The 25,245-nt window shown below is 67.9% G+C and carries 29 protein-coding genes, 1 other RNA gene and 1 riboswitch; of the genes, 9 read left to right on the top strand and 21 right to left on the bottom strand.

Translation table 11 applies throughout. The annotated features are described in order from the left end of the window. Positions 1–27 precede the first annotated feature (27 nt). The 3 genes from ACFQNJ_RS07825 to ACFQNJ_RS07815 are packed head-to-tail and all read left to right on the top strand — an operon-like array spanning position 28 to position 2,729. Positions 28–630, top strand: a complete 603-nt coding sequence (locus ACFQNJ_RS07825; protein ID WP_382255743.1) for a TetR/AcrR family transcriptional regulator — start codon at positions 28–30, stop codon at positions 628–630. Between the two features lie 7 nt (positions 631–637). Next, positions 638–1,363: a phosphoserine phosphatase SerB gene (gene serB / locus ACFQNJ_RS07820; protein WP_382255740.1), complete on the top strand. Its 726-nt coding sequence runs from the start codon at positions 638–640 to the stop codon at positions 1,361–1,363. Positions 1,364–1,421: 58 nt separating this feature from the next. Further along, on the top strand, positions 1,422–2,729 hold the full coding sequence (locus ACFQNJ_RS07815; RefSeq protein ID WP_382255737.1) for a DEAD/DEAH box helicase: 1,308 nt from the start codon (positions 1,422–1,424) through the stop codon (positions 2,727–2,729). On the opposite strand, the gene ACFQNJ_RS07810 is transcribed toward ACFQNJ_RS07815, so the two are convergent. Continuing rightward, the gene (locus tag ACFQNJ_RS07810) at positions 2,666–3,001 is read right to left on the bottom strand and encodes a DUF6172 family protein (protein ID WP_382255734.1); all 336 of its coding nucleotides are present in this window, start codon (positions 2,999–3,001) and stop codon (positions 2,666–2,668) included. The genes ACFQNJ_RS07815 and ACFQNJ_RS07810 overlap by 64 nt on opposite strands. A 92-nt stretch (positions 3,002–3,093) precedes the next feature. After that, positions 3,094–3,402, bottom strand: a complete 309-nt coding sequence (locus ACFQNJ_RS07805; protein WP_374640449.1) for a hypothetical protein — start codon at positions 3,400–3,402, stop codon at positions 3,094–3,096. A gap of 77 nt (positions 3,403–3,479) precedes the next feature. Here ACFQNJ_RS07805 and ACFQNJ_RS07800 point away from each other — a divergent pair, with 77 nt between their 5' ends. Further along, entirely contained in the window at positions 3,480–4,109 is a 630-nt protein-coding gene (locus ACFQNJ_RS07800; protein WP_382255731.1) for a 3'-5' exonuclease, read from the top strand. Here the strand turns inward: ACFQNJ_RS07800 and ACFQNJ_RS07795 are convergent. Together ACFQNJ_RS07795 and ACFQNJ_RS07790 are read right to left on the bottom strand one after the other, a co-directional pair. Next, the gene (locus ACFQNJ_RS07795; protein WP_374640447.1) at positions 4,101–4,319 is read right to left on the bottom strand and encodes a DUF3820 family protein; all 219 of its coding nucleotides are present in this window, start codon (positions 4,317–4,319) and stop codon (positions 4,101–4,103) included. The genes ACFQNJ_RS07800 and ACFQNJ_RS07795 overlap by 9 nt on opposite strands. After that, a complete protein-coding gene (locus tag ACFQNJ_RS07790) occupies positions 4,316–5,140 on the bottom strand; it encodes an alpha/beta fold hydrolase (RefSeq protein WP_382255728.1) in 825 nt (274 codons plus the stop codon). The genes ACFQNJ_RS07795 and ACFQNJ_RS07790 overlap by 4 nt, the downstream gene beginning before the upstream one ends. A 201-nt stretch (positions 5,141–5,341) precedes the next feature. Between ACFQNJ_RS07790 and ACFQNJ_RS07785 the strand changes: the two genes are divergently transcribed. After that, on the top strand, positions 5,342–6,340 hold the full coding sequence (locus tag ACFQNJ_RS07785) for a porin (protein ID WP_382255725.1): 999 nt from the start codon (positions 5,342–5,344) through the stop codon (positions 6,338–6,340). Between the two features lie 63 nt (positions 6,341–6,403). Here the strand turns inward: ACFQNJ_RS07785 and ACFQNJ_RS07780 are convergent, their stop codons facing one another. Continuing rightward, positions 6,404–7,606 (bottom strand): aminotransferase-like domain-containing protein, encoded by a 1,203-nt coding sequence (locus ACFQNJ_RS07780; RefSeq protein ID WP_382255723.1) that lies wholly within the window; start codon positions 7,604–7,606, stop codon positions 6,404–6,406. 144 nt (positions 7,607–7,750) lie between these two features. Here ACFQNJ_RS07780 and nth point away from each other — a divergent pair, with 144 nt between their 5' ends. Beyond that, a complete protein-coding gene (gene nth / locus ACFQNJ_RS07775; RefSeq protein WP_382256039.1) occupies positions 7,751–8,386 on the top strand; it encodes an endonuclease III in 636 nt (211 codons plus the stop codon). 7 nt (positions 8,387–8,393) lie between these two features. Here the strand turns inward: nth and ACFQNJ_RS07770 are convergent, their stop codons facing one another. Genes ACFQNJ_RS07770 through ACFQNJ_RS07695 form a run of 16 tightly spaced genes read right to left on the bottom strand, consistent with a single transcriptional unit; the run spans position 8,394 to position 23,944 of the window. Beyond that, positions 8,394–9,662 carry a DUF445 domain-containing protein gene (locus ACFQNJ_RS07770; protein WP_382255721.1) on the bottom strand — a complete coding sequence of 423 codons (1,269 nt, stop codon included), beginning with the start codon at positions 9,660–9,662 and terminating at the stop codon, positions 8,394–8,396. A gap of 25 nt (positions 9,663–9,687) precedes the next feature. Next, positions 9,688–10,242: a histidine phosphatase family protein gene (locus ACFQNJ_RS07765; protein WP_382255718.1), complete on the bottom strand. Its 555-nt coding sequence runs from the start codon at positions 10,240–10,242 to the stop codon at positions 9,688–9,690. Then, entirely contained in the window at positions 10,239–11,051 is an 813-nt protein-coding gene (locus tag ACFQNJ_RS07760; protein WP_382255715.1) for an adenosylcobinamide-GDP ribazoletransferase, read from the bottom strand. Before ACFQNJ_RS07760 ends, ACFQNJ_RS07765 begins: the two co-directional genes overlap by 4 nt. 12 nt (positions 11,052–11,063) lie before the next feature. Further along, positions 11,064–12,122, bottom strand: a complete 1,059-nt coding sequence (cobT, locus tag ACFQNJ_RS07755; protein WP_382255713.1) for a nicotinate-nucleotide--dimethylbenzimidazole phosphoribosyltransferase — start codon at positions 12,120–12,122, stop codon at positions 11,064–11,066. A gap of 1 nt (position 12,123) precedes the next feature. Continuing rightward, positions 12,124–13,587, bottom strand: a complete 1,464-nt coding sequence (locus tag ACFQNJ_RS07750; protein ID WP_382255710.1) for a cobyric acid synthase — start codon at positions 13,585–13,587, stop codon at positions 12,124–12,126. Then, on the bottom strand, positions 13,584–14,582 hold the full coding sequence (locus ACFQNJ_RS07745; protein ID WP_382255708.1) for an aminotransferase class I/II-fold pyridoxal phosphate-dependent enzyme: 999 nt from the start codon (positions 14,580–14,582) through the stop codon (positions 13,584–13,586). The genes ACFQNJ_RS07750 and ACFQNJ_RS07745 overlap by 4 nt, the downstream gene beginning before the upstream one ends. Then, positions 14,579–15,553 carry an adenosylcobinamide-phosphate synthase CbiB gene (gene cbiB, locus ACFQNJ_RS07740; protein WP_382255705.1) on the bottom strand — a complete coding sequence of 325 codons (975 nt, stop codon included), beginning with the start codon at positions 15,551–15,553 and terminating at the stop codon, positions 14,579–14,581. Before cbiB ends, ACFQNJ_RS07745 begins: the two co-directional genes overlap by 4 nt. Before the next feature lie 18 nt (positions 15,554–15,571). Beyond that, positions 15,572–15,964: a DUF1636 family protein gene (locus tag ACFQNJ_RS07735; RefSeq protein ID WP_382255702.1), complete on the bottom strand. Its 393-nt coding sequence runs from the start codon at positions 15,962–15,964 to the stop codon at positions 15,572–15,574. A gap of 28 nt (positions 15,965–15,992) precedes the next feature. Beyond that, positions 15,993–16,562 carry a cob(I)yrinic acid a,c-diamide adenosyltransferase gene (gene cobO / locus ACFQNJ_RS07730; RefSeq protein WP_374640025.1) on the bottom strand — a complete coding sequence of 190 codons (570 nt, stop codon included), beginning with the start codon at positions 16,560–16,562 and terminating at the stop codon, positions 15,993–15,995. A gap of 12 nt (positions 16,563–16,574) precedes the next feature. After that, positions 16,575–17,366, bottom strand: coding sequence for an ABC transporter ATP-binding protein (locus ACFQNJ_RS07725; protein ID WP_382255699.1), 792 nt, complete (start codon positions 17,364–17,366; stop codon positions 16,575–16,577). Continuing rightward, entirely contained in the window at positions 17,363–18,442 is a 1,080-nt protein-coding gene (locus ACFQNJ_RS07720) for a FecCD family ABC transporter permease (RefSeq protein WP_382255696.1), read from the bottom strand. Before ACFQNJ_RS07720 ends, ACFQNJ_RS07725 begins: the two co-directional genes overlap by 4 nt. Beyond that, complete coding sequence (locus tag ACFQNJ_RS07715) at positions 18,439–19,323, bottom strand: ABC transporter substrate-binding protein (protein WP_382256037.1); 885 nt, start codon at positions 19,321–19,323, stop codon at positions 18,439–18,441. Before ACFQNJ_RS07715 ends, ACFQNJ_RS07720 begins: the two co-directional genes overlap by 4 nt. A gap of 5 nt (positions 19,324–19,328) precedes the next feature. Continuing rightward, complete coding sequence (cobU, locus tag ACFQNJ_RS07710) at positions 19,329–19,904, bottom strand: bifunctional adenosylcobinamide kinase/adenosylcobinamide-phosphate guanylyltransferase (protein ID WP_382255693.1); 576 nt, start codon at positions 19,902–19,904, stop codon at positions 19,329–19,331. Then, a complete protein-coding gene (locus ACFQNJ_RS07705; RefSeq protein ID WP_382255691.1) occupies positions 19,897–20,718 on the bottom strand; it encodes a cobalamin-binding protein in 822 nt (273 codons plus the stop codon). Before ACFQNJ_RS07705 ends, cobU begins: the two co-directional genes overlap by 8 nt. Next, positions 20,715–22,037, bottom strand: a complete 1,323-nt coding sequence (locus tag ACFQNJ_RS07700; protein WP_382256034.1) for a cobyrinate a,c-diamide synthase — start codon at positions 22,035–22,037, stop codon at positions 20,715–20,717. The genes ACFQNJ_RS07705 and ACFQNJ_RS07700 overlap by 4 nt, the downstream gene beginning before the upstream one ends. A 41-nt stretch (positions 22,038–22,078) precedes the next feature. Continuing rightward, positions 22,079–23,944 carry a TonB-dependent receptor domain-containing protein gene (locus ACFQNJ_RS07695; RefSeq protein WP_382255688.1) on the bottom strand — a complete coding sequence of 622 codons (1,866 nt, stop codon included), beginning with the start codon at positions 23,942–23,944 and terminating at the stop codon, positions 22,079–22,081. 73 nt (positions 23,945–24,017) lie between these two features. After that, a riboswitch (cobalamin riboswitch) is annotated at positions 24,018–24,250 on the bottom strand. A 53-nt stretch (positions 24,251–24,303) separates the two neighbouring features. Between ACFQNJ_RS07695 and ACFQNJ_RS07690 the strand changes: the two genes are divergently transcribed. From ACFQNJ_RS07690 to ssrS, 3 genes are all read left to right on the top strand, one after another. Continuing rightward, the gene (locus tag ACFQNJ_RS07690; protein WP_374640019.1) at positions 24,304–24,534 is read left to right on the top strand and encodes a DUF904 domain-containing protein; all 231 of its coding nucleotides are present in this window, start codon (positions 24,304–24,306) and stop codon (positions 24,532–24,534) included. Further along, complete coding sequence (locus tag ACFQNJ_RS07685; protein WP_382255686.1) at positions 24,531–24,929, top strand: cell division protein ZapA; 399 nt, start codon at positions 24,531–24,533, stop codon at positions 24,927–24,929. Before ACFQNJ_RS07690 ends, ACFQNJ_RS07685 begins: the two co-directional genes overlap by 4 nt. Positions 24,930–25,024: 95 nt before the next feature. Continuing rightward, positions 25,025–25,205, top strand: a non-coding RNA gene (ssrS, locus tag ACFQNJ_RS07680) — 6S RNA. Positions 25,206–25,245: the final 40 nt, after the last annotated feature.

Genomic DNA, 25,245 nt, shown 5'->3' with positions numbered 1-25,245 from the left:
ACTGGAGTCTCCGCTAGAATCTTTCCTGTGTCAAGATCCGCTGCACCACCACGTCCCTACCACCACGGCAACCTGCGTCAGGCCCTTCTGGAGGCGGCCATGGGCATGCTGACCGACACACCCGCATCGCAGTTGAGCCTGCGGGAAGTGGCCCGGGCTGCCCAGGTCAGCCACACGGCGCCCTACCACTACTTCACGGATCGGCAAGGTCTGATCCGGGCTGTCGGCGTGGAGGCCATGCGACGCCTGCTTCAGGCGCAATGCGCGGCGGCTCAGGCACAGGACGCGCCGCGCGAGCGTCTGCTGGCGCTGGGCCATGCCTATGTGCGCTTCGCCGCGAACGAACCCCATGCCTTTGCATTGGTGTTCGACCCCCAGTACTGCCAGCCCGGCGCCCCCGCGGAGGACATGGCCCCGCTGATTGCCGACAACGAAGCCCTGTTGGCCCGTTGCGTGCAAGAGGCACAGCAGGTTGGCGCGCTGCCGCCTGGCGACCCGGAACCGATCGCTACCGCCTTGTGGGGCACGGTGCACGGCCTGGCCCAGCTGGTGATGGCCGGTCATGTCCCCCTGCTGCAAGCCGAGGCCGCACTGGGTGCCTTGCTGCCGCCGCCAGTGCATCCGCAATAATCGCGGGATGACTTCCGCCACCGAATTTGCACCCGGCCTCGTGGTCCAGGGTTTCACGCCCCCCCTGCGCCTGCAGGATTTCAAACTGATCGCCTTCGACATGGACTCGACGCTCATCAGCATCGAGTGCGTGGACGAGATCGCCGATGCCGTGGGTCGCAAGGACGAAGTGGCTGCGATCACCGAGGCCGCCATGCGTGGCGAGATCGCCGACTACAAGGAAAGCCTTCGCCGCCGCGTGGCCCTGCTCAGAGGGGTTACTGTGGCCGACATGGAGCAGGTGTACGTCGAGCGCATGCGCATCAATCCTGGCGCGGCTGAGCTGATCCGCGCCTGCAAGACCGCCGGTCTGAAGGTCTTGCTGGTGTCTGGCGGTTTCACGTTCTTTGCGCATCGCGTGCGGGACACGCTGGGCATCGACTTCGTGCGCGCCAACGTGCTGGAGGTCAGGAGCGGCCCCAACTGCGGTGAGCTGACTGGCCACATGGTCGACCAGCCCTGGGGGGACATCTGCGATGGCGCCGAGAAGCGCCGAACCCTGCTGGAAGTGGCATCGCTGCTGGGTATCGAGCCTTCGCAGTGCATCGCCATGGGCGATGGCGCCAACGACCTGCCCATGATGGGTGCGGCAGGCCTGTCGGTGGCCTATCACGCCAAGCCCAAGGTGCGTGCCCAGGCCATGGTGGCCATCAACGAAGGTGGGCTGGATCGCCTGCTGGAAGTGCTGCGCTGAGTTTTCACCAAGCCCCAGCATCTGGCAAGGCGCCCGATGACGGACACCGGAACCTGCCATGACGTTTGAATCCCTGGGGCTGTCGCCCTCTTTGGCCACTGCCGCCGCCACGCTGGGCATCAAGAACCCCAACGACATCCAGCGTGAAGCGCTCCCGGTGGCGCTGCGCGGTGACGACCTGCTGGCCACGGCACGCACCGGCAGCGGCAAGACCGCCGCCTATGCCCTTCCCCTGCTGCAACAGCTGCTCCACCGGCCCCCGCCCAGGGGCCCCCGTCGCACAGCAGCCCTGGTGGTGGTGCCCACGCGTGAACTGGCTCATCAGGTGGGCGAGCTGCTCGATGCACTCAAGCGCGCGCTGCCCCACCCGCCACGCGTGGTGGTGGCGGCTGGCGGCGTATCGATCAACCCCCAGATGATGGCCCTGCGTGGAGGGGCGGATCTGGTGGTGGCCACGCCGGGGCGTCTGCTGGACCTGGTGCGGCACAACGCCCTGCGCCTGGATGCGGTGGCCCATGTGGTGCTGGATGAAGCCGACCGTCTGCTGGACCTGGGTTTTGCCGACGAGCTGCGTGAGGTCATGGGCTTGCTGCCCGCCCAGCGGCAGACCCTGATGTTCTCCGCCACCTTCCCGCCAGCCCTCCAACACCTGGCCACCACGATGATGCGCTCACCGGTGCAGGTCGCCATGAATGAATCGGAAAGCGAGACCGATGAGCCCATCCGGCAGCGCGCCATTCTGGTCGATGGCGTCCGGCGGGCTGTGTTGTTGCGTCACCTGATGACACAGGAGCGATGGCCGCAGGTGCTTGTCTTTGTCGCCACCCAGTACGCTGCCGATCATCTGGCCCGCAAGCTTCACCGGGATGAGTGCTACGCGACCTCTTTTCATGGCGGCTTGAGCCAGGGGGCCCGCCAGCAGACGCTGCGGGAGTTCAAGGAAGGCCGCTGGGATGTGGTCGTGACCACCGACCTGGCGGCCCGTGGCCTGCACATCGACCAGCTGCCCGTGGTGGTGAACTTCGATGTGCCACGCTCTGCGGTGGACCACACCCACCGGATTGGCCGCACGGGCCGGGCCGGTATGGCGGGTCTGGCCATCACCCTGGTGACACCGGCCATGCTGCCGCAATGGTCCCTCATTGCCAAGCGGCTGAATCTGCAGATACCGCTGGAGCAACTGCCTGGCTTCGAGACCACGGAGCCCGTGCCGGAACCCGCGCCGGGCGGTGGCGGCATCAAGGGTAAGCGCCCCAGCAAGAAGGACAAACTCAGGGCGGCAGCAGCGGCCGCCGCTGCGGCTCAGTCGTCGACGGGATCGGCTGCCTCGGCGTCTGCCCACGGGGCACCTGCCACCCGCGGCTGACGCTGGGCGGGCTTGGCCAGCAGCTCCACGTAGCACTGGAGGGCGCCCTCCTGGGCCAGCGTGTCCAGCCGGCTGATGAGCTCGCCAGGATGCAGGATCTGGGCGCTGTCCTTGTCGGCACCAAAGCGGCAGTCAAAGTCCCAGAAATCGGCACCCGCCGGCAAGTCACGGCGCCGCTCACGGCGCATGTATCGGCGGATGTCGTGTTTGACCGCATCCAGTACGCGATCGGGATGCTTGCCCTCGGGGCGAAGGGCGTAGGTTTTTCTCATGGGGATGTCCTTGCGGGGGTGGTGCGCCCAGGAAGGACGGTGACCGGAGCCGGGATTATCAACCACCCTGCCCTGTGGGCCACCCAAAGCTCTCAGGCATCCGGCACGATTTGATAGCCACCCTCGTCCAGATGCCGATGGGGGCCCCAGACCGCCTCCAGCGCGGCCGACTCTGCCTGCTGCCACAACTCCAGCACGGTGCGTTCGTCCAGCGTCAGGGCCTCGGGATCGGGTTGCTCGCCGTGCAAGGCCTGAAGGCGCTGGACAGCGGCGTGGACGGGTACCACCAGGGCAGCATCCCCCAGGGATGCTTCCAGCGCCAGGCGAAAGCGCCGCTCGGCGGCCGCACGCTCGGCGGTCGAAGATCCATCAGGGACGTAAAGTTTGAGGGTATAGGTCATGCGGGCAGGATGGGCTCGTCCAGCAACGACGGGCGGTCGGGCGTTGCACAATGGATCATTGTCCGCCAAGACCCCACATGACCCCGCGCCCGCACCTGCCGACCCCGAACAAGGACGAGATCGCCTCCCTGCCGGCCTTCCCACTGCTGGGCCTGGACCGGATCACGCTGGTCAACAACGCGCAGGGGGCCCGAGAGGCGGCTGCGGCGCTGCGGGACCACCCGCACTGGGGCTTTGACACCGAAAGCAGGCCCACCTTCTTGAAGGATCAGGTGTCCGACGGCCCTCATGTGGTTCAGCTGGCGACCAGCGATCGCGCCTGGGTGTTTCAACTGCACGACCCCGGGTGCCGTGACGTGGTTGCGCAGTTGCTGGGGCATGAGGGACACACCAAGGCCGGTTTCGGGCTGCGCGACGACCGCCAGCGCATCATGGCCAAACTGGGGGTGTCCGCGGCCAAGGTGCTGGACCTGAACCACGTCTTTCGGGAGAAGGGCTATCGAAAGGACATGGGCGTGAAGGCAGCGGTGGCCGTGCTGTTCGGCCAGCGGTTTGCGAAATCGAAGAAGGCGGCCACTTCCAACTGGGCAGCCCGGCAACTGAGCGACGGGCAGATCCTGTATGCAGCCAACGATGCATGGGCGGCCGCTCTCGTGCATCAGGCACTCATGGCGAACACCTCCACGCCCGCCGGCGACTCAGCGTAGGCGTGCCCGCAGGGGTTTGAGCAGATCACCCAGACCGTTGTGGTCGATCTCGTGCATCAGCTGCAGCAAGCGACCGATGTCACCCGCCGGAAAGCCTTCGCGGGCAAACCAGTTGAGGTAGTTGCCCGGCAGGTCAGCAATCACCGTGCCCTTGTGTTTGCCGAAAGGCATCTGCACGGTCAGCAGGCGTTCCAGGTCCTCCGGCTTCATCCGAGGCGCCCTTCATCGAGCCACTGCCGCACTGCCCCGTTAAACTCGGCGGGCTTCTGCAGCATCAGCCAGTGCCCGGCATCCAGGCCCCGGACGGCACTTCCGGGGGTGTTCTCCAGCGCCGCGAGCCAGCGCTTGGAGTGGAACATGAAGGGCTTGCGCCGGCCATAGAAAAACAGGATCGGGATCCGGGGGCCGAACACCTTGTCCACGCGGGCCACGCCGCGCAATCCGCCAAAGGCCTTGAACCACTGCATGGCGTAGGGGTAGTTCATCTGCCAGCCGATCGATGAAGGATCGGTGCGACAACCGATGGTCCTGGCCATGAAGCGGGTGAGCCGATTGGCCAGACCCGGCCACCATGCGCCCAGCTTCCAGGCCATGGCCAGCCACAGCTGGTAGCCGGCGATGTACAGCTTTTCCCGTAGCGACAGCGCAGACAGGTAAGCCCCGGAATTGGTGTCCCCGATGTCGGCCCCCACCACGCGCGACACCCGCGCCGGGTGGCGGGCAGCGAATTCGTACCCGAAGAAGCAGCCCCAGTCGTGCAGGACGAGGATCACGGGCTCCCCGGGGCTCACCGCATCCACCACGGCGCACACCAGGTGACACATTTCGTCGACGCTGACCGGCCGCGGGGGCTTGCCCAGGTCATAGCCGGGCAAGGCGAAGCGGACACAGCGATAGCGGTCGGACAACGCAGCCACCGTGCCGTTCCACAACGCCGGCGAATCGGGCCACCCGTGGAGAAACACGACCACCGGCCCCTCGCCTTCCATGGTCACGGACAGACCTTCAATGTCGATGCGATGCACGCTCATGGGCTTCCTCGTGTGCGGAGATTTGAGCAGGGATGGTAGCGCGCACCAGGACAAGGCAGGTCGCGCACTTGTCAGGTGCCCGCGATGAGCCTTGGAGGCCCGCCAAGTTGTCACAAGATGTGGCACGGGGATTGCGTAAGGGTTGGACAGTCCTGTCTCTGCAGGCGCTCGTCCTTTCCTTATCGCTACTGGAGTCGCTTCATGTCCCTTCCCCGCTCGTCCCGCCTGGCCGTCGCCGCTGCCCTCGCGTTTGCCGGTGTTTCAGCACACGCCCAAAGTTCGGTGTCCCTTTACGGTCTGGTCGACATGAGTGTCGGCCGCACGCAGGCTCCCGGCGGAAAGGCCGTCAACGCCGCCGACAGCGGCAAGCTGACCACCAGCTACTGGGGCATGGGCGGCAAGGAGGACCTTGGTGGCGGTGTCTCTGCCGTGTTCAAGCTGGAAAGCTTCGTGCGCGTGACCACGGGTGCCACGGGCCGCTTCGATGGCGATCCGATGTTCTCGCGCTCTGCCTCCGTGGGCCTGTCCAGCAACAGCCTGGGCACGGTCACGTTCGGCCGCAACACCACCGCCCTGTTCGTCTCCACGCTGATGTTCAACGCGCTGGGCGACTCGTTCGGCTATTCCCCCAGCATCCGCCATTACTTCACCAGCGGTACGACCACCGGTGACACCGGATGGAGCGATTCGGTGGTGTACGCCAGCCCATCCATTGGTGGCTTCCGGTTCGGCGCATCGGCGGCCTTCAAGACCACGGACGCCGCCACCGACGGCCGCAACGTGGGCGTGAACCTGGGTTACAGCGCAGGTCCGCTGTCGGCCGCGCTGGTCTATCAGGATGTGAAGAAGGACGGCGCCAGCAGCGCCATCGACAACACCCGCACGGTGCAGGCCGGCGCCGCCTACGACCTGGGCGTGGCCAAGCTGTACGCTCAGCTGGGCACGGTGGACAACAAGTCCAAGGACACTGGCTACGACATCATCGGCTTCGGCGCCCGGGTTCCCGTGGGCAAAGGTGCCGTCGTCGCGCAGCTGGGTCGCCTGTCGCCCGATGCGGGTGCCGATCGCACCACGTTCAGCACGGGCTATCTGCACAACCTGTCCAAGCGCACCGAACTCTATGGCGTGCTGATGAGCGACAAGCTCGACGGCGTGGGCACGGGCAAGAACTTTTCGGTGGGTATCCGTCACCGGTTCTGACCAGGCCCGGTGGCCGCAGGGCCAGGCGCCTGTCCCTGCGTCACGCTCCCAAGCCGACTTCGGTCAGAGCGCTGCCTTGAGACGGGCCACGCCTTCGCGGATGCGATCCACGCCGACGGTGGCGAAGCTCAGGCGCAGGGTGGCGTGGTCCGGGTGGTTCGTATAGAACGGCGCACCGGGTACAAAGGCCACGCCCTGGTCAATGGCCCGCTTGGCCAGCTGGCCACCATCGGCCGTCTTTCCGCCAGCGCCCGTCAGACGGGCCCAGACGAACAGCCCCCCCTGCGGCTGCACGAAACTGATGGCGTCGCCCAGATCGCTGCGCAATGCATCGCCCATGGCGGCGGCGCGTTCGGCGTAGACCGCACGCACCTTGGCCAGGGTGGCGGGCATGCGGCCCGCCTTGAGGTACTGGGCGGCCGTCGCCTGGGCAAAGGTGCTGGTGTGGGCGTCGCTGAACTGCTTGCACATGGTGGCCTTGGCCAGCAGCTCGGCCGGGCCCACCATCCAGCCCACGCGCAGGCCAGGACTCAGCACCTTGGACAGGCTGCCGCAGTGCACCAGGTGGTCCCGGCTGCCGGGGACCTGAGCGGACAGGGCCAGCAGGCTGGGCGGCGGGGCTTCGCCGAAGTACAGGTCACCGTAGGGATCGTCCTCGACCACCAGCACCTGGTGCTGCACCGCCAGTTCCAGCACCCGCTTGCGGCGCTCCAGGCTGAGCATCGCACCGCTGGGGTTGCCGAAGGTGGGAATCAGGTAGATGAACTTGGGCTTGTGCTCGACGATGAGGCGCTCCAGCGCGTCGGTCTGCACACCATCGCCATCGACCGGGGCCGTGACCAGATCGGCGCCATAAAGGCGGAAGCACTGGATGGTGGCCAGGAAGGTTGGCCCCTCGACAATCACCTTGTCACCGGGCGAGACCAGGGTCTTGCCCAGCAGGTCCAGCGCCTGCTGGCTGCCGGTGGTCACGATGAGGTCATTGGCACCCACGCCCTGGTTGCCCTTGCTGGCCATGAACGCCGCCAGCTGCTCGCGCAGGGGCTGGTAGCCCTCGGTGGCACCGTACTGCAGGGCTGCGCCGGCTTCTTCGGTCAGGGCGGCGTTGACCGCCTCGCGGATGCCATCCACATCGAACAGGGCGCTGTCGGGAAAACCACCGGCAAAGCTGATGATGCCGGGTTTGCCCAGCAGCTTGAACAGCTCGCGGATGGCAGAGGTCTCGACGTTGTTGAGGCGGTCGGCAAAGGGCGTGGTGAAGGGCATGGCGGCGTCCGTGTGCGGTTCAGGGAAATCGACAATCTGCCATTGTCGCCAATTTGTGCGCAGGATTCGTGCGCTGCCGGCGCGGCCGCTAGACTTGCCACACCGCTCCACGACCACCCACCGGCCATGACCGACGCCAAGCCCATGACCACGGCCCAGATCGAGGCCTTTTTTGCCACCCTGCAGGCGGCCAATCCGCTGCCGGTGACCGAGCTCGAATACACCAGCGTGTTCGAATTGCTGACCGCCGTGCTGCTGTCGGCGCAAGCCACGGACGTGGGCGTCAACAAGGCCACGCGCCGGCTGTTTCCGGTGGCCAACACACCGCAGAAAATCCTGGCCCTGGGCCTTGAGGGTCTGGAGAGCTACATCAAGACCATCGGGCTGTACCGCAGCAAGGCGAAGCACCTGATGGAAACCTGCCGCATCCTGGTGGAGCGCCACGGCGGCGAGGTGCCTCGGTCGCGCGAGGCCCTCGAGGCGCTGCCCGGGGTGGGCCGAAAGACCGCCAACGTCGTCCTGAACGTGGCCTTCGGTGAACCGACCATGGCGGTGGACACGCACATCTTCCGCCTGGGCAATCGCACGGGCCTGGCGCCGGGCAAGACGCCACTGGCGGTGGAACAGGCCCTGTTGCGGCGGATACCGGCCAAGTACCTGGTCGACGCGCACCACTGGCTGATCCTGCACGGGCGCTATGTGTGCCAGGCGCGCAAGCCCCTGTGTGCGCAGTGCGCGGTGTCTTCGGCCTGCAACTTCCGCCACAAGACACCGGGCTGAGCCGCGCTCAGCGCAACCAGGCCTGCGTGGCTGCGTGCAGCAGCAGGCCGACGAGGCCGCCCACCAGGGTGCCGTTGATGCGGATGAACTGCAGGTCACGACCGATGCCGGCCTCCAGCACATCACTCATCTCCTGCGCATCCCAGGCGTGCACGCGCTCGGCCACGAAGTCCACGATGGCCGGGCGGCTGCGGTCGAGCACGGACAGAATGGCCTGTCGCACCTGCCGGTTCAGCCCGTCGCGCAGCGCCGCGTCCTGCGCCAGCTGGCGGGTCAGCCCGCCCAGGACCGTCTCCACATGGACTTGCAGGCGGCTGTCGGGCTGGCGGGCATCGTCGCGCAGCCGCTGCATCAGCTCATGCCACCAGGCCTGGACCGGCTCCTCCCAGCGGGGCTGGGCGAGCCAGGCATCGCGCCATGTCCGGGCCTGCGCCTGCCACTCGGGATCGTGCTGAAGCCGTTCGGCCGTCTGGGCCATCCAGGCGTCAAAACGCAGCCGCCATTCATGCTGGGGATCCTCGGCCACCTCCTGCAGCATGCGGGTCAGGGCCGAGACCAGTTTGCGGGTCGCCAGACGGGCCGCCACCTGGTCGAGCCCGACGTACTTCAGCTTGGACAGTTCGCGCGCCATGGCATCGGTCAACCGCTCCTGCACGCTGTCGCGGGCAGCCCATGCGGCCAGCTCGCCCAGCAGGCCATCCAGCCAGCGCTGATGGTGCCGGTGCTCGGTCAGGGCCAGCAGGGCCTGGCCACCCAGCGTGGCCACATCGACCTCCCGCAGAAGGCGGCGTGCCAGACTGGACACCCACTGGCGCATGGGGGCCTGGTCGATGGCGGCCAGCAGGTCCGGGACCGCGTCGCACACCCAGGCGGTCAACTTGCGGCGGTGCTCCGGCAGGTCCAGCCAGCGGGTCAGATCACCGACCGTGTCCCAGCGCGAGAGCGCGGCATCGACGCGATCTCCGGTCAGGAAGTGCTGATCGAGAAACATTGCCAGGCGCGTGCCCAGCCGGTCCTTGTTCGCGGCGATGATGGCGGTGTGCGGAATGGGCAAGCCCAGCGGATGCCGGAACAGGGCCACGACCGCAAACCAGTCGGCCAGGGCACCGACCATCGCGGCCTCAGCCGCCGCAGCCACATATCCCCAGGCGGGATGCCGGTGTTCCATCATCGTGGCCAGCACGTAGGTGCCGGCCGCGGCCAGCAGCAGGGCCAGTGCCACGGCCTTCATGCGGGCCAGCGACCATGGTGCCGTGGCTTGCGTGTCGGTGCTCATGCCCATGTTGTACCGCACCCGGCGCTCAGATATCCAGACACACGCCTCCGCCGGGCAAGGGAGCCTCGCGAGGCCACTGTCCCACATCGGGAATCGGCATGGCGCCACCCTGGACGATGTAGCTCACTGCACGGATCACGCCCGCATGGGTGACCCACACGGCATGCGCCGGTTCTGCGGCCTTGAGCTCCTGCAGGGCCACGGCCACGCGATCGAGCAGCATCTGTGTGGATTCGACACCGCCAAACCGGTGATGCGCGAAGTCGGCCATCCATTCATCGAAGGCCGGGCGAGGAATGCTGTCCCAGGGCTGCAGCTCCCAGCGGCCGAAGTGCATTTCGTTCAGGCGCTCATCCACGGTGGCTTGGGGGATGTCCTCTCGCAGCGCACGCAGCGCATCGGCCAGCTGCTGTGCCCGGCCCAGTGCCGACACACGCCAGATGGCTCCGACCGGCAATCGGGCCGTCCAGTGCCGGGCTGCATCAAGCGTCAGGTCCGGATCCGCGGGGACATCACTGCCGCCGTAGCACAGGCCGTCGGGCAGCTGTACCCGGGCATGCCGCAGCAGCCACAGTTTCATGCGCCGCCCTGCCCCACCGCCAGGGCCAGACCCAGATAGAAGCCGATTTCGCAGACCTGTTGCGTGCCACCGAGACCGTCGCCGGTGAAGCCCTGAAGACGCCGGTGCAGCAAACGCCACATCCAGCCCAGACCCAGCAAGGCGCCAGCCACCGCCCCCAGCCAGTGCGCACCTGGCTGCAACCACCAGAGCAAGGCCAGCACCGGCAACCACCAGGCCAGCCCGGCCAGCAGTCCCGACACGCTGATGCTCTCGGCCAGCGGTTTGGACTTGGATTGCGGCGTGTCGCCCACATGGGGCAGCGTCAGGATGACCAGCAGGGGCATGAAACGTGATGTGACGTGGGCACCCAGCAAGGCCAGCACCGCCAGCCAGGCCGAGGTCTGGGCCAGCAAGGCCAGGATGGCCACCTTGGACAGCAAGGCCAGCACCAGCGCCACCGAGCCGTAGCTGCCGATGCGCGAGTCCTTCATGATCTCCAGGGCCCGCTCCCGTGTCAGCCCGCCGCCCAGTCCGTCGGCGGTGTCGGCCAGGCCATCCTCGTGAAACGCGCCGGTGAGCAGGACGCTGAACACGGTGCTGAGCACGGCCGCCACCCAAGGCGTCGCCGGCTGTGCCGGCAAGCCCTGCATCAAGGCCCAGAACACCGCCGCCGACAACAGTCCCACCACCCATCCCACGCCGGGAAAGTGCGCCGCGCTGGCCCGCAGCATGGCGGGCGAAAAGCCCACCCAGGCCGCCAGCGCACCGGTCACCGGTATACGCGTGAAGAACTGCAGGGCGATGAAGAAATGCCGCACGAAGCTCATGACATCAAGGCATCACCGCACCGCAGGCTCTGCGGCCTCCTGACGCGACACACCGGCCGATTCAAAGCTGGCCATCTCGCGCAGGATGGCACAGGCGCTCTGCAACAGCGGCCAGGCCAGTGCTGCCCCCGAGCCTTCGCCCAGACGCAGGCCCAGGTCCAGCAGGGGCTCGGCCTTGAGATGCGCCAACATCAGCGCATGGCCACGCTCGCCGGACTGGTGGGCGAACACGCAGCGCTGCAGCACCGCCGGTTGCAGCTTGCTGGCCACCAGCACCGCCGAACTGGCAATGAACCCGTCCACCACGATCACACGCCGCTGGGCGGCCGCCTCCAGCACCGCACCCGCCATGGTCGCGATCTCGAAGCCGCCGAAGGTCGACAGCACAGCCAGCGGATCACGGGCATCGGGGTGTCGCTCCAGCACCTGTCGCAGGATGCCAATCTTTCGCTGCACCGCAGGCGCATCCAGGCCGGTCCCGGCGCCCGTGCAATCGACGATGTCCATGCCCGTCAGCCGGCTCATGATCAGGGACGCCGCCGACGTGTTGCCGATGCCCATCTCGCCCAGCAGCAAGGCATTGCCTGGCAGCTCACGGACCAGGGCGGCGCCGCTGGACAGGGCCACGTGGCATTGCGCGTCGCTCATGGCGGGCTGCTCCAGGGCGTCGGCCGTGCCGGGTGCCACCTTGCGGATCAGCAGACCCGGGCGTTCGACAAAGTCGTGCCGTACGCCGCAGTCGACCACGGTCAGACCGATGCCATGCTGGCGGGCCAGCACACTGACCGCGGCACCACCGGCCAGAAAGTTTTCCACCATCTGCCAGGTGACATCGCTCGGATAAGCCGACACCCCGCGCGCCGCCAGTCCATGGTCACCGGCAAACACCACCAGCTGGGGGTCCTTGAGCGCGGGCGCCTCGGTCCCCAGGGCCAGGCCGATGGCCTTGGCCAGTCGCTCGATCTGACCGAGAGACCCCAGCGGCTTGGTCTTGTTGTCCAGCAAGTGCTGCAGACGGGCCGCCAGGGCGGTCTGAGTGATGTCTTCGAGAACGGGAACGGTATAGGGCATGTCAGTCCTTTCGGATAAGTTCATCGAGCACACCGGGCTCGACATGTTGTTCGAGAAAAGCGGCCAGGCCGTCGAACACGGTCTCCAGCGTGGGCGCACGGGCACCAAACAGGGCTTGCAGCACGGCAGGGTCTTCGAAAAGACCGTGCAGGTAGCAGCCCAGCACATGACCACCGATGTTCTGCCAGGCCAGACCGGGAATCACCTCCCGCGCCACATCGCCCTTGGCGGCCATGGCCGGGTGCTGGGCAGTCAGACCGTGATGGATCTCGTAGCCGGATGCGGTCATGCCGGAAAGCGCCGACCAGGCGCCCTCGACGCGCCCAAAGGTCGCTGTCGTCCGGCGCACGGTCTTCTCGGCCTCGAAGGCGGTCACCAGCGGCAGCAGGCCCAGACCAGGGGCATTGCCATGGTCCATGGGTTCGATGCCTTGCGTGTCGACAAGGGCCTCGCCCAGCATCTGCAGGCCACCGCAGATACCCAGCACGCGGCCCCCGCGCGCGGCATGGGCCGTGACCGCCTGATCCAGCCCCTGCGAACGCAACCAGGCCAGGTCAGCCGCCGTGGCCTTGGAGCCTGGCAGGATGATCCAGTCCACCGCCGCGCAGTCGGCCGGCGTGCGCGCCCAGACCAGACGCACACCGGGCACGTTCTTGAGGGGCTGAAACTCGTCCAGGTTGCTGATGCGTGGATAGGCCACCACGGCGATGGTGGTCGATACCGCCCCGGCTGCGCAGGTGCGGTCATCGAAGACGCCATCCTCCTCCGGCAGACCGTGCTGCCACCACATCGGCAGCGTGGCCACCACCGGCACACCGGTCAGGTCTTGCAGCATCTGTGGTGCGGGTGCGAGCAATGAGGCATCCCCCCGGAACTTGTTGAGGACGAAGCCCCTGATCAGGGCACGTTCTTGCTCAGGCAGCAAGGCCCAGGTACCGTAAAGATGGGCAAAGGCACCACCTCGGTCAATGTCGGTGACCAGCAGGCACCGCGCCTGCGCATGGCGGGCGACGCGCATGTTGACGATGTCGCTGGCGTGCAGGTTGATCTCGGCCGGCGATCCGGCGCCTTCGATCACCACCACATCGTTGTCAGCGCGCAGCGCATCGAGCGCGGCCGTGATGTGGGGCCAGACCTTTTCGCTGCGGCCGCGCCAGGGCATGTCGCTGAGTTCGCGACTGACCTCGCCCATCAGCACCACCTGGCTGCGCGTGTCGGCCTCGGGCTTGAGCAGCAGCGGGTTCATGCGCACATCAGGCTCGGCATTCGCGGCGAGGGACTGGAAGTACTGTGCAGATCCCATCTCTCCACCGGCCACCACCCTGGCGTTGTTGCTCATGTTCTGGGCCTTGAACGGGGCCACGCGCAACCCTTGCCGGGCGTAGTGGCGACACAACGCCGTCGTCAGCCAGCTCTTGCCGGCACCGCTGGTCGTGCCCAGCACCATCACGCATCGTGCGCTCATGACAATACCTCCCTGGCTGGCATGCGGTCCAGCGCCGCTTCAAGCGCCGCCAGCGCGTCTGGCGGCTGGGCACTCAGGCGCCACCAGCCGGACAAACCGAACGACGTGGCATCGCGCAGCTTGATGCTCGCCTCACGTAACCCGCCAACGTCCAGGGGCTGCGGCGGGCGGGCGCACAGATACGGGGTCACGCTGGGCAGGACACGCCATCCCCGCTGCTCAAGCAGTTGGACCAGGCGATCCTTCCATTGAACCAACCGCTCGCGGCTGTCGGTCACCCAGTCCTGCACTTCGTCCAGCGTCCAGGCCTGCAGCATGGCCTGAGCGTGGGCGCCCACCGGCCATGAGGGCGCCAGCGCCTCCAGCGACCGCAGGGCCGTGTCATCGGCCTGCAGCGGGGCGATCACATACGCACCCCGGATGCCGGTCATGCCCAGCGCCTTGTTGGGCGACCACATCTGCCAGCAGCGGTGGCGATCACCGGCCGACAGCGCCGGCTCGCCCACCAGGCGCAATGGCGCATAAGCCGCATCCAGCACCACCGCCATCCACGGCAAGTCCAGCAGGCTGGACGCCATGGCGGGGGACTCGTTCTGGCCCAGCGGACTGCCCGGGTCGCACAGCCAGGCCATGTCGGCGGCCGATGGCTGGGACACCCGCGGCAGGCCCCAGGCCTGGGCCGCATGCGCGTAGTCGCCGTAGCAGTGTTCGGGCATCCAGACCCGGCGGGCCCCTTCGCGGAAACGCCAGGCCGTGAAGCGCTGGATGAACTCGCTGGCGCTGCCGGCGATCAGGATGCGCCCGGGATCAACCTCATGCAGGCGGGCCAAATGCTCCCTCAGGTGCCAGTAGCCCGGATCCGGGTAGTGGGTGGCATCGGCGGCGTGCACCTGCTCCAGCACCAACGGGCAAGGCCCGCAGGCGTTCGCGTTGCTGGAAAAGTCCCAGCGCGCTGCACCCAGTGCATCGGTCCCGCCATGAATGCGCGGACTCATCTGCGGATACCCCACGACCACAGGAGCACCCAAAGCGACAGCAGGGCCAGCATCCCGACCACCCGCGCACACCGGTCCAGCGCCCGCTGGGTATCAGCCGCCGTCGGTGCCCGGCCCTGCGCATTCAAGGCGTACACCTGTGGCTTGACCAGACGGATACCCAAACCCACCGCCAGTGCCCCCATCGGCCAGCCCCCGTTGGGTGACGGGGTCAGTCGCGCATTGGCCACCACCGAGGGCCAGCTGCGCCACCAAGAAGGGAGCATGATCATGGCGGCCGTCAGTCGCGCGGGCACCCAGGACATCACGTCGTCCACCCGTGCGGCCCACCGGCCGGCCCACGTCCAGTCGCGGCCGGACCGTACGCCGTGGTAGCCCCACATGGCATCGGCCGTATTGGCAAAACGGTAGAGCGCCGCCCCCGGCAGACCGGCCACGGCAAACCAGAACAGCGGGGCGACCACCGAATCGTTGAGGTTTTCAGCGAGTGTGGAGACTGCGGCCTCACGCACCTGGGTCTCGCTCAACGCAGTCACATCCCGGCTCACCAACCAACTCACGCGCTGGCGACCAGCTTCCAGCGATTCGGCCAGCGCAGCTTCCACCGCACGCACCTCGTCGCGCAGCATGCGCCAGGACAGCATGGGCTTGAGAAGCGCGCCCAGCAGCACCGCGTGGACCAACGGGTCCAGGGTTTGCATCGCCCACCCAGCGGCCCACGCCAGAGCGGCAACCAGCGCCGCGCCCGAGCACCAGCCGAGCGCACCCTGCCAGAACTCGACCCCCGGCCGGGGTACCGCGCCGGCCGCGCGTGAGACGCGACGTCCAACCGCCTCCAGATAGTGCCCCATGGCCACCACCGGATGCAGCCGCGCCGGGGGTTCGCCGAACAGCACATCCAGCACGAGCGCAACCAGCACCGCGCCCGCCAGCGCGGCGGCGTCGGGGGTCAGCAGGCCGAGGACGCTCATATTGCACTCATGCCCGGTTCACGCCGCACTGCCTGGAGGAAACAGGACCGGGGGCAGGCGGCAGAGCATGCCGTTGCGCAACAGGGACGGCCGGAAATCCCGGGCCAAGGTGCCATCGGGCGATTGATGGTGCAGCACAGCGCAGTCCAGCAACTGCCGGGCAGTGTCGGTCGCCGGGCTCAGGTCTCCGAACTGGTAGCTGTATTTACCTGGCGCCTGAAAGGCCACCGTACAGGCGCGGGAGCATCCGGCCGTGCAAGCCACGCCGCGCACACGCACCGCCGCCCAGGCTGGGTTTTCGCCAAAGGCCTGCTCGGCCTGCACGGTCTCGAACAGGATGTCGCCGGCGGCCCGCTGATCGCGCGGGCTGTCGGCCGGGCGGCACGTGGTGCAGATGATGAGTTCGGTCATGGAGGGAGCCTGTGTGGGGTGGGTCCTGTCAATCCTCAATGCCCCGCTGCGCGGGGATGCCAGCCTTGAACGCATGTTTGACGAGCGTCATCTCGGTCACGGTATCGGCGAGCTCGACGATTTCGGGCGGGCAGCGACGGCCGGTCAGGCAGACGTGGACATGGCCGGGCCGCTCGCGCAGGGTCTGTACCACGCCGTCCAGCGGCAGCCAGCCGTAGATCAGCGGGTAGGTGATCTCGTCCAGCACCACCAGGAAATGCTCGCCAGCCAGGATGGTCGCGCGTGCCCTCTCCCAGCCATCGCGCGCCAGCTGAGCCGAGCGTTCCAGGTCCTGGCTCTTCCAGCTGAAGCCGTCACCCAGGCCTTCGATGGGGATACCGATCTGCTCGAACATGCGGTGCTCACCAAAGCGAGCGGTCGGCACCTTCATGAACTGGAAAATCTTCACGGCCTTGCCGCGGCCGTGAGCGCGCAACGCCAGGCCGAAGGCCGCGGTACTCTTACCCTTGCCGTCACCGGTGTTGACGATGACCAGGCCGCGCCGTTCGCCCTCGGGCTTTTCGTAGGGCTTCTCGCTGGGTGGGGTTTCAATCTGCATGGAAAAACTCCGTCAGGGGCGCAGGCGCGGCAGCACGACCCACTGCCCCTGGAGTTGGTGAACAGTGATGCGCTGGTCGAACACGGCCTCCAGCGCGCGGTGAGTCGTTTCGTCGGCACACGGCCCTTGATGCGTCACGCGGCCTTGCGCCATGACCACCAGTTCGTCAGCGTGCAGCGCCATGGCGATTTCGTGCAGCACGCTGACGACCGTTTTGCCTTCGCGCACCAGGGCCTGCACCACATCCAGCCAGTCGGCCTGGTGCGGCGGGTCCAGGTTGGCCAGCGGCTCGTCCATCAGCAGCACTTGCGCCTCCACCGCCAGGGCGCGGGCCAGCAGCACACGCTGGCGCTCGCCGCCCGAGAGCTGACCGAGCGATCGCGCTCGCCACTCCCAGGCCTGGGTGGCACGCAAGGCGCGCTCGACGGCGGCGCGATCGGCCTCGCTGGGGGCGCTGAGCCAGGCCTGGTGCGGCAGGCGACCGAGCATGGCCACATCCCATACCGTCAGGTCGTCGGCGCTTCCTTCGTTCTGCCCCAGCCAGGACAGTTGCTGCGCGCGCTGGCGGCTGGACCAGTCGGCCAGCGAACGACCCAGCAGCGCCACGCTGCCGCGGTGTGGCAGCAGGCCGGCCAGCGCCTTGAGCAGGGTCGACTTGCCCGCGCCGTTCGGGCCGACGATGCAGGTCCAGCGCCCGCTCGGCAGCGCCAGCGTGATGTCGTGCAGGATTGCGGCCTCTCCCAGGCGTGCCGACAGATCGCGCGCCTCCAGGGCCGCTGCGGGGGCATGCACTGCCGCAGTCACAGCCCTCCTCCTCGCGACACGCGCGTACTGCGCTGCATCAGCCACAACAGATAGCCGCCACCCAGCACCGCCGTCAGCACGCCCACCGGCAGCTCCTGCGGCGCGATCAGCCAGCGCGCCAGCGTGTCGGCCGCCATCAGCAGGGCACCACCCATGCAGCTGGCCAGCAGCATCAGACGGCTGCTGGTGGTCTTGACCAGCGAACGCACCAGGTGAGGTGCGGCCAGGCCAACGAAGGCGATCAGGCCGGTCTGCGCCACGGCGGTGCCGGTGGCCAGGGCCAGCACACCCACCAGCGCCGCACGCATGGGGCCCAGCGGCAGGCCCAGGCTGCGCGCCGTGGCATCGCCCAGGCTCAGGCCGTCGAGCACGCGCGCCAGCAGCCAGGCCGCCAGCGTGCACAGCACCCACACGCCCGCCATCAGGCCGGCGGCGGTCCAGCCCACAAAGCTGGTGGACCCCAGCATGAAGGCCTGCATGGCCTGCAGCGATTCGGGCGAGAACAGCAGCACCAGATGGGTCATGGCGCCCAGCACCACGCCCACCACCACACCAGCCAGCAGCAGGCGCAGCGTGTGCTGCACACCGCGCGAGAGCACCAGGGTCAGCAGCACCGCCAGCACCGCACCGCCGAAGGCCGCGCCGGTCAGCCCCAGGCGCACCCAGACGCTGCTGGAAAACACGCTCACCGCGACGCCGCTGTTCATCATGCTGGCGCCCAGCATGCCGCCCGCACCCCCCATGGCCGCCAGCGCCAGCGCCACGCCCAGCGAAGCACCCGAGGCGCTGCCCAGCAGAAAAGGGTCGGCCAGCGGGTTGCGGAACAGGCCCTGCGCCACGGCCCCGGCCAAACCCAGCAGCGCACCCGCCCCCCAGGCACCCAGGGTGCGCGGCAGGCGGATGTCGAACACGATCTGCTGCGCCATGGCGGTGGCGTCCGGGTCCAGGTCCGGGTTCAGCAGCGGGCCGAGCAGGTTCTCGAAACCGGCACTGCCCACGCAGACGCCAAGCGCGGCCAGCAGCACCGCCGCCAGCAACAAGGCGGCGACGAGCCAGGACGCTTTACGAGCGTTCATGGACGAGCCGCCCCTTTGCTGACCGCGGGCGCCCTGGACGCCAGGCAGCGAGCCATGATGCGCGCGCCCTCGGCCATGCGCGGCCCCGGGCGCACCAGGGTGTCGGACTCGTCGGCCGGAAACACGCACAGGTGCTGCCCGCGCATCGCCCGCAGGCTGTGCCAGCCGGGTCGCTGCATCATGCCGTCCACACTGCGCTCGCCCACCATGATCAGGTCCGGGTTGGCGCGCACGATGTATTCGGGATTGAGCTTCGGGAAAGGCCCGAGCGAGGCCGGCACAATGTTCTTCACCCCCAGACGCGTCAGCGTCTCACCGATGAAGGAGCTCTCCCCTGCCGCATACGGCCCGGGGTTGACCTCGAAATACACCCGAGTCCCGCGTACCCCGGCCGGCAGCGACTGGGCCGCCGCCATGACCGCCGCATCGATCGCGCGCCAGATGCGCTGCGCATCCTGCACCTCCAGCAACTGGCCGATCTTGAGCATCACCCGCTGCACGTCAGCATGGGTCTTGGGCTCCAGCGCCACCACCTTCACCCCGAGCGCGCGCAGGCGGTCACCCGCCCGCGAAGACGTGGCCATCAGCACCACATCCGGTCGCAGCGCCACGATCTGCTCAATGTTCGGGTCCAGTCCGCCGCCCACCCTGGGCAGAGCCTTCACGGATTCAGGCCAGTTGGTGTAGCGGTCCACACCCACCAGGCGCTGGCAATGCCCCAGCTCGCACACCGTCTCGGCCAGCGAGGGCAGCAGGCTCACGATGCGCTGGGGTGCGCGATCGAAAGTCACCACCGCACCCCGATCATCGGTGACCTGCAAAGCGGCCAACGCGGGCAAGGCGAGCAGCGTGCAGGCGAGTATCGCCAGGTGCTTGAGCATCCGTTTCATACAGCGTCCTTCAACGTCAGCGGCAAACCAGCGGCCATGAGCGTCACACGCCCGCAAGTCGCCGCCACCTGCTGGTTGAGCCGGCCCAGCGCGTCCACAAAGGCGCGCACTTCACGGCCCATCGGAATCACGCCCAGTCCGATCTCGTTGCCGACCAATACCACCGGACCAGGCGCCTCGGCGATCGCCGCGCACAGAGCTTCACCCGCGGCGATCACGGCCGATTCAGCAAGCGCCTGTGCCGGGTCGGCCGGCATCATCAGATTCGTCAGCCACAGCGTCAGGCAGTCGACCACGATCAGCGTGTGCCCATCGCTGTGCTGTCGCAGTGCATCGGCCAGCGCCAGCGGCTCTTCGACCGTCACCATGCCCGGTACCCGAGCTGCCCGGTCGGCCTGGTGGCGCGCGATGCGTTCGCGCATCTCCTCGTCCCAGGCCTGACCGGTGGCGACCATCACAGCCCGGCGTCCCGACGCAGACGCCAGCCAGTCCCGGGCCAGCAACTCCGCGCGGCGCGACTTGCCACTGCGCTGGCCGCCCAGGATGAACTCTGTGCGTGCCACCTCAACCATGGGCCACCATCCACGCCTTGACGATACGGTGCATCTGCTCCACCCCGTCGGTCAACGCCGCCGGTCCGGGCTGCAGGATGTCGGCCGACTTGATCTCGAACAGTTGTCCGGTCTTCACGGCCGGCACGTCCTGCCAGCCGGTGCGCGCCGCCACCTTTTCGGCACGGAACTTCTTGCCGCACCAGGAGCCGATGACGATGTCGGGCGCACGGCGCACGATCTCGGCACCATCGGCAATGATCCGGTTCTTGCCCAGGGACTGCACCGCCAGCTCGGGGAACACGTCGTCACCACCGGCGATGCCCATGAGCTCCGACACCCAGCGGATGCCGCTGATGTGCGGTTCGTCCCATTCCTCGAAGAACACCTTCGGGCGCCGCTTGCCTGCGGCTTCCAGTTCGGTCACCTCAGCGCGAATGACATCCAGTCGCTGGCGCATGGCCGCGATGCGCGCCAGGCCCACATCGGCGCAACCCACCATCGCCGCCACCTGATAGAGCATGGAGAAGATTTCCTCGACGCTGCGCTGGTTGAACACCGTCACCTGCACCCCGGCGCGGATCAGGGCCGCCGCGATGTCGGCCTGCAGGTCCGAGAAGCCGAGCACGCAGTCGGGGTGCAGCGCCAGGATCTTGTCGATCTTGGCGTTCAGAAAGGCGCTGACCTTGGGCTTCTCATCGCGCGCGCGGCGTGGCCGCACCGTGTAGCCGCTGATGCCCACGATGCGCGCCTCCTGCCCCAGCAGGTACAGCCACTCGGTCGTCTCCTCGGTCAGGCAGACGATGCGTTGAGGTCCGGGCCGTTCAGACGTCATGCAGCCTCCGGCAGAAACAGCTGGGCGGTCGCTTCAGGATTCGAGGTAAACCACGCGTGGAAGTAACTGGCCCGCACAGGGCCTTGGCGATAGATCGCCTCCGGACGGCCAAACCGGCTGCCGGGTGCGGTGTGCGCCACCGGCACCAGGGGTGTTGCGGTCACCGAATAGTGGAAGGTATGACCACGCAGCTCACCCCGCGCCGTGTCCCAGCACTGCGGGCCGAGGGCGGCCAGGCGCGGCTGCATGGCCACCTCACCGGGCAGCAGCCCCCACATCGGCACCCGTGTGCCGTCGAGCAGCGTCAGTGCGTCGAACAGCGGCATCATGCCGCCGCACTCGGCCCAGACCGCCTTGCCCGCCGCGATGTGCGCCGCCAGCGCAACGCGGCATCGTGTGCTGCCCGCCAACGCTTGCGCATGCAACTCCGGATAGCCCCCCGGCAGCCAGACCGCATCGCAGTCGGGCACCAGCTCATCGGCCACCGGCGAGAAGAACACCAGCTCGGCCCCCAGCGCCCGCAGCGCGTCCAGATTGGCCGGATAGGTGAAACAGAAGGCCGCGTCGCGCGCCACGGCCACCGTGCGCCCTTGCAGCAACGGCACCACCGCGCGTGCGGGCTGCGCCTCAAACGACACCGCCCAGCGCTGCCAGCCCGTGGCGTCCAGCCGACCCAGCGGCGTGGCCGACATCGCATCGGCCAGCGCATCCAGGCGCGCCATCGCATCGGGCAACTCGGAAGCCACCGTCAAGCCCAGATGACGCTCCGGCAAGGCAAAGTCCGCGTCACGCCGCAAACCGCCCAGCCAGCCGGCGTCGATACCACCGGGCTCAACACCCAGGTCGTCACCGCGCACCGACGCCTGCAGCATCTTCTCGTGTCCGTCACTGGCCACGCGGTTGGCCAGCACCCCCGCCCAGGGCAGGCCAGGGCGGTAGTGGCGCAGGCCGTGCACCAGCGCCCCAAAGGTGCCGGCCATGGAGCCGGCGTCGATCACCGCCAGCACCGGAATGCCCAGCTTCACCGCCAGATCGGCCGCGCTCGGCTCGCCGTCGAACAGCCCCATCACCCCTTCGATCAGGATCAGGTCGCTGTCCAACGCCGCCTCATGCAGCCGGGCTCGGATGTCCGCCTCGCCGTTGAGCCACAGGTCCAGGTTGTGCACCGGGTGCCCGCTGGCCAGCTGGTGCCAGTGCGGATCCAGAAAGTCCGGCCCGCACTTGAACACCCGCACCCGCCGGCCCTGCCGCGCATGCAGGCGCGCCAGCGCCGCCGTGACCGTGGTCTTGCCCTGGCCAGAGGCCGGGGCCGCCACCATCAGCGCCGGACAGACCGGTGCGCTCCCTTGGGCCAATGCGCTCACCGCGGCGACCAGGTCAGGCCCAGGTAAAAGGTGCGACCTGCCGTCGCATAGCCCAGCACCGACTCGTAGGCCTTGTCGGTGGCATTGTCCACGCGGGCCAGCAGCGTCCAGTCGCGGGCGATGCCGGTGCTGGCGGTCAGGTTCAGCAGGGTATAGGCCGACAGCGCCTGCGTGTTGGCGGCATCGTTGTACCGCTTGCCCACATGCTGCACCTCGCCGCCCAGGCGCCAGGCGCCCAGCGCGGTGTCGGCCGTCAAGGTGGCCTGCGTCTCCGCGCGGCGCGCCAGCAGCTTGCCCGTCTCCTGGTTCTTCGGCCGCATCAGATCCAGCGAGGCGCCCAGGTTCACCACACCGGCCTTGGTGCCCCCGGTCAGGGTGACACCGCTGTAGCGCGCCTTGCCGGTGTTGCCATAGCAGCCCGCATAGGTGCCCACGCCGTTCACACAGCTGCCGGGGCCGGCGATGTAGTCGATCAGGTCCTTGACCTCGTTGCGGTAGACCACCACACCCGCGCGATCTGCGCCCGACTGCCAGCGCAGCCCGGCCTCCAGATTGCGGGCGGTCTCGGCCTTCAGGTCGGGCGTGCCGTAGATGCTGAAGCGCTGGAACAGCGTCGGCACACGAAAGGCCGTGCCCGCCGAAGCCGTGGCCCGCAGGTTGGGCGTGATGGCAAACCCGTAGGCCAGCGACCCGGTGGACTCGCCACCGAACTCGCTGTCATCGTCATGACGTGCGTTGACCTGCAGCGTATGGGCGCCCGCGCGCCAGCCGTAACCCACGGCCAGCGCATTCTGGTAGCGGTCCGTGCGCTGCGGCGTGGTGCTGCCGTTGCGCAGATCGTCCTCGCGCCGCTCCAGATCCACACTCAGCAGACCCTGCCCCAGCTTGAGCTCATTGCGCAGCAGCCAGGTACTGACCTGCGTCTCGGTCAGGTAGGGCGACGGCGACGTTTCGTAGCGGTCGGTGCCACGGGTGACGCCCACGCGGGTGTTCCACACCTCGTTCCAGCGGGCGGCCCAGTTCAGGCCCACGGTCTGCAGGTGGTGCTTGCTCTGGTCGTCGTTGCCCGGGGTAAAGGCGTCGTAGCCCGCCTTCTGCCGGCTGTCCAGCACCGTCAGATCCAGCTTCTGGTCCTTGGCCAGCTTCCAGCCCACGCGGCCCGAGAAGCTTTCGTTGCGGTACCCGTCGCGGTCCGGGTTGCCACTGGGCTTGGCGTTGAAGCCGTCGCTGCGCTCGGCGCCCAGGCCCAGCGCATAGTCCACCGTGTCCGATCCGCCGCGCAAGGAGGCATTGAGTTCACGGGTGCTGTGCGAACCCACGCCCACCCGCACGCTGGGAAAGAATCCCTTTTCACCTTCGCGGGTGAAGATCTGGATCACACCGGCCAGCGCGTCGGAACCGTAGATGGCGGCGGCCGGGCCTCGCAACACCTCGATGCGATCAACCTGCGACAGTGGAATCGCGTTCCAGGTCGCACCACCAGTGGACTGGGAGTCGATGCGCACACCATCCACGAACACCGCCGTGAAGCGGGTCTCTGCACCGCGCAGGTACACGCTGGTGGTGGTGGCCGGACCTCCGTTGCGCGTGACCAGGATACCCGGCACACGCGCCAGCACGTCCGCCAGGGCGGCGGCCCCACTGCGGTCAATCTCATCGCGGTCGACCACCGTCACATCGGCCACCACATCGGTGATGGGTTGCTCCGAGCGCGTGGCGGTGACCACCACCGTGCTCAGGGAGGCGACCACCTCGGGAGCTGGCTGGTCGGCTGCGTGGGCCAGGGAAACGCACAGGGACGAGCCCGCCACGATGGCAGGCGACAGCGCGGCCGCAGCGGCGCGCAGGGTTGGCTTCTTCATGAAATGAGAACAGACAGGTAGGTCCTCACCGCCTTCCCCGACGGTGCATGGACGTCACGGACACGCCCATGCGGGCGCGGCCACCGTGTTGGCCGGTATCCGGGCTGGCAGAAACAACCTCCAGCGGCCTTCCCAGATGCCCAGGCATCCAGTGACCGTGTGTGGAAGCGGAGCGCAAGCGCTCGTCTGCTTACCGTTGCGGGGGCAGCGCAGGTTAGGTCGGCCCGGTGTGGACTTTCCCTCCTGCTTCCCGTTGAACTGCGGCGTGAGATCCACACCGCGAGCACCAACCTGATCATTGTAAGCCCGGTCTGCTTGCGGCAACCCTACAATGGTCGGGTCCAACCTTCTGCGACACCATGGCCGATCTCAAGCACCTTGACCAGATCACAGAGCGCGTAGAGCGCCTGTTGCTGCGGCACGAAGAGCTCCAGCGCACCAACCAGCTGCTGATGGAGCAGGTGCAATCCCTGCAGCACGAGCGCGACTCCCTCAAGTCTCGCCTGCAGGCGGCCCGTGGACGCATCGACGCCCTGCTCGAACGCCTGCCGCCCATGGCCGAGGAATCTGCCTCCGGGGGTGATGCATGAACAGCCCGGTCAAAAGCCCCGGCAAGCAGATCGAGGTCCAGATCATGGGTCAGAGCTACCTGCTCTCCTGCCCACCGGGCGGTGAATCCGCCCTGCTCGATGCCGTCGAGCGCGTGGACACCGCCATGTGCCGCATCCGCGACGCCGGCAAGGTCAAGGCGCGCGATCGCATCGCGGTGCTGGCCTCGCTGAACCTGGCCTTCGAGCTGTCGCAGAAGGAAAGCCAGTTGCTGCAAGCCAGCCAGACCGTGCCTTCAGCCGCCGTTCCGGCCGCACCTGCCGTTCAGCCCGCGAACGACGCGGGGGCCTTGGTGGATGCCGCCACCAACGCCCGCTTGCAAGATCTGGTGCGGCGGCTCGATCAGGCCCTGGGCAGCGACGGCCAGTTGCTCTGACCGCCTGCCTGACGACGCGACACATTCCGTTGGTCGGTCACCGGCTTTTTTTGTCCCTGCACCGCGATGCGTCATCGCTGGCGCCCTACAATTTGCACTGTCTGCGGTGCGCGCCGGGCTTTATATTTCCTTGAACCAATGCTCTTTGAGCCCGGGCTTGGTACATTGCGTGGCTGGTGCGAGCGTCTCGCGTCAGATGAACCCGAAGCCCCGCTGCCCTCGCCCACCTGAACCCCCGGTTCAGGATGACGGTCCGGTGGCATTCGCAGACACCTTATTCCCCACACCCTCCCTCTGCCGCTTCTCGGCACCCCCC

Source organism: Hydrogenophaga bisanensis (assembly GCF_042665135.1).
GTDB lineage: Bacteria > Pseudomonadota > Gammaproteobacteria > Burkholderiales > Burkholderiaceae_C > Hydrogenophaga > Hydrogenophaga bisanensis.
Note: the sequence above shows the minus strand (reverse complement) of the source record. Positions and strands in the feature narration are given on the sequence as shown.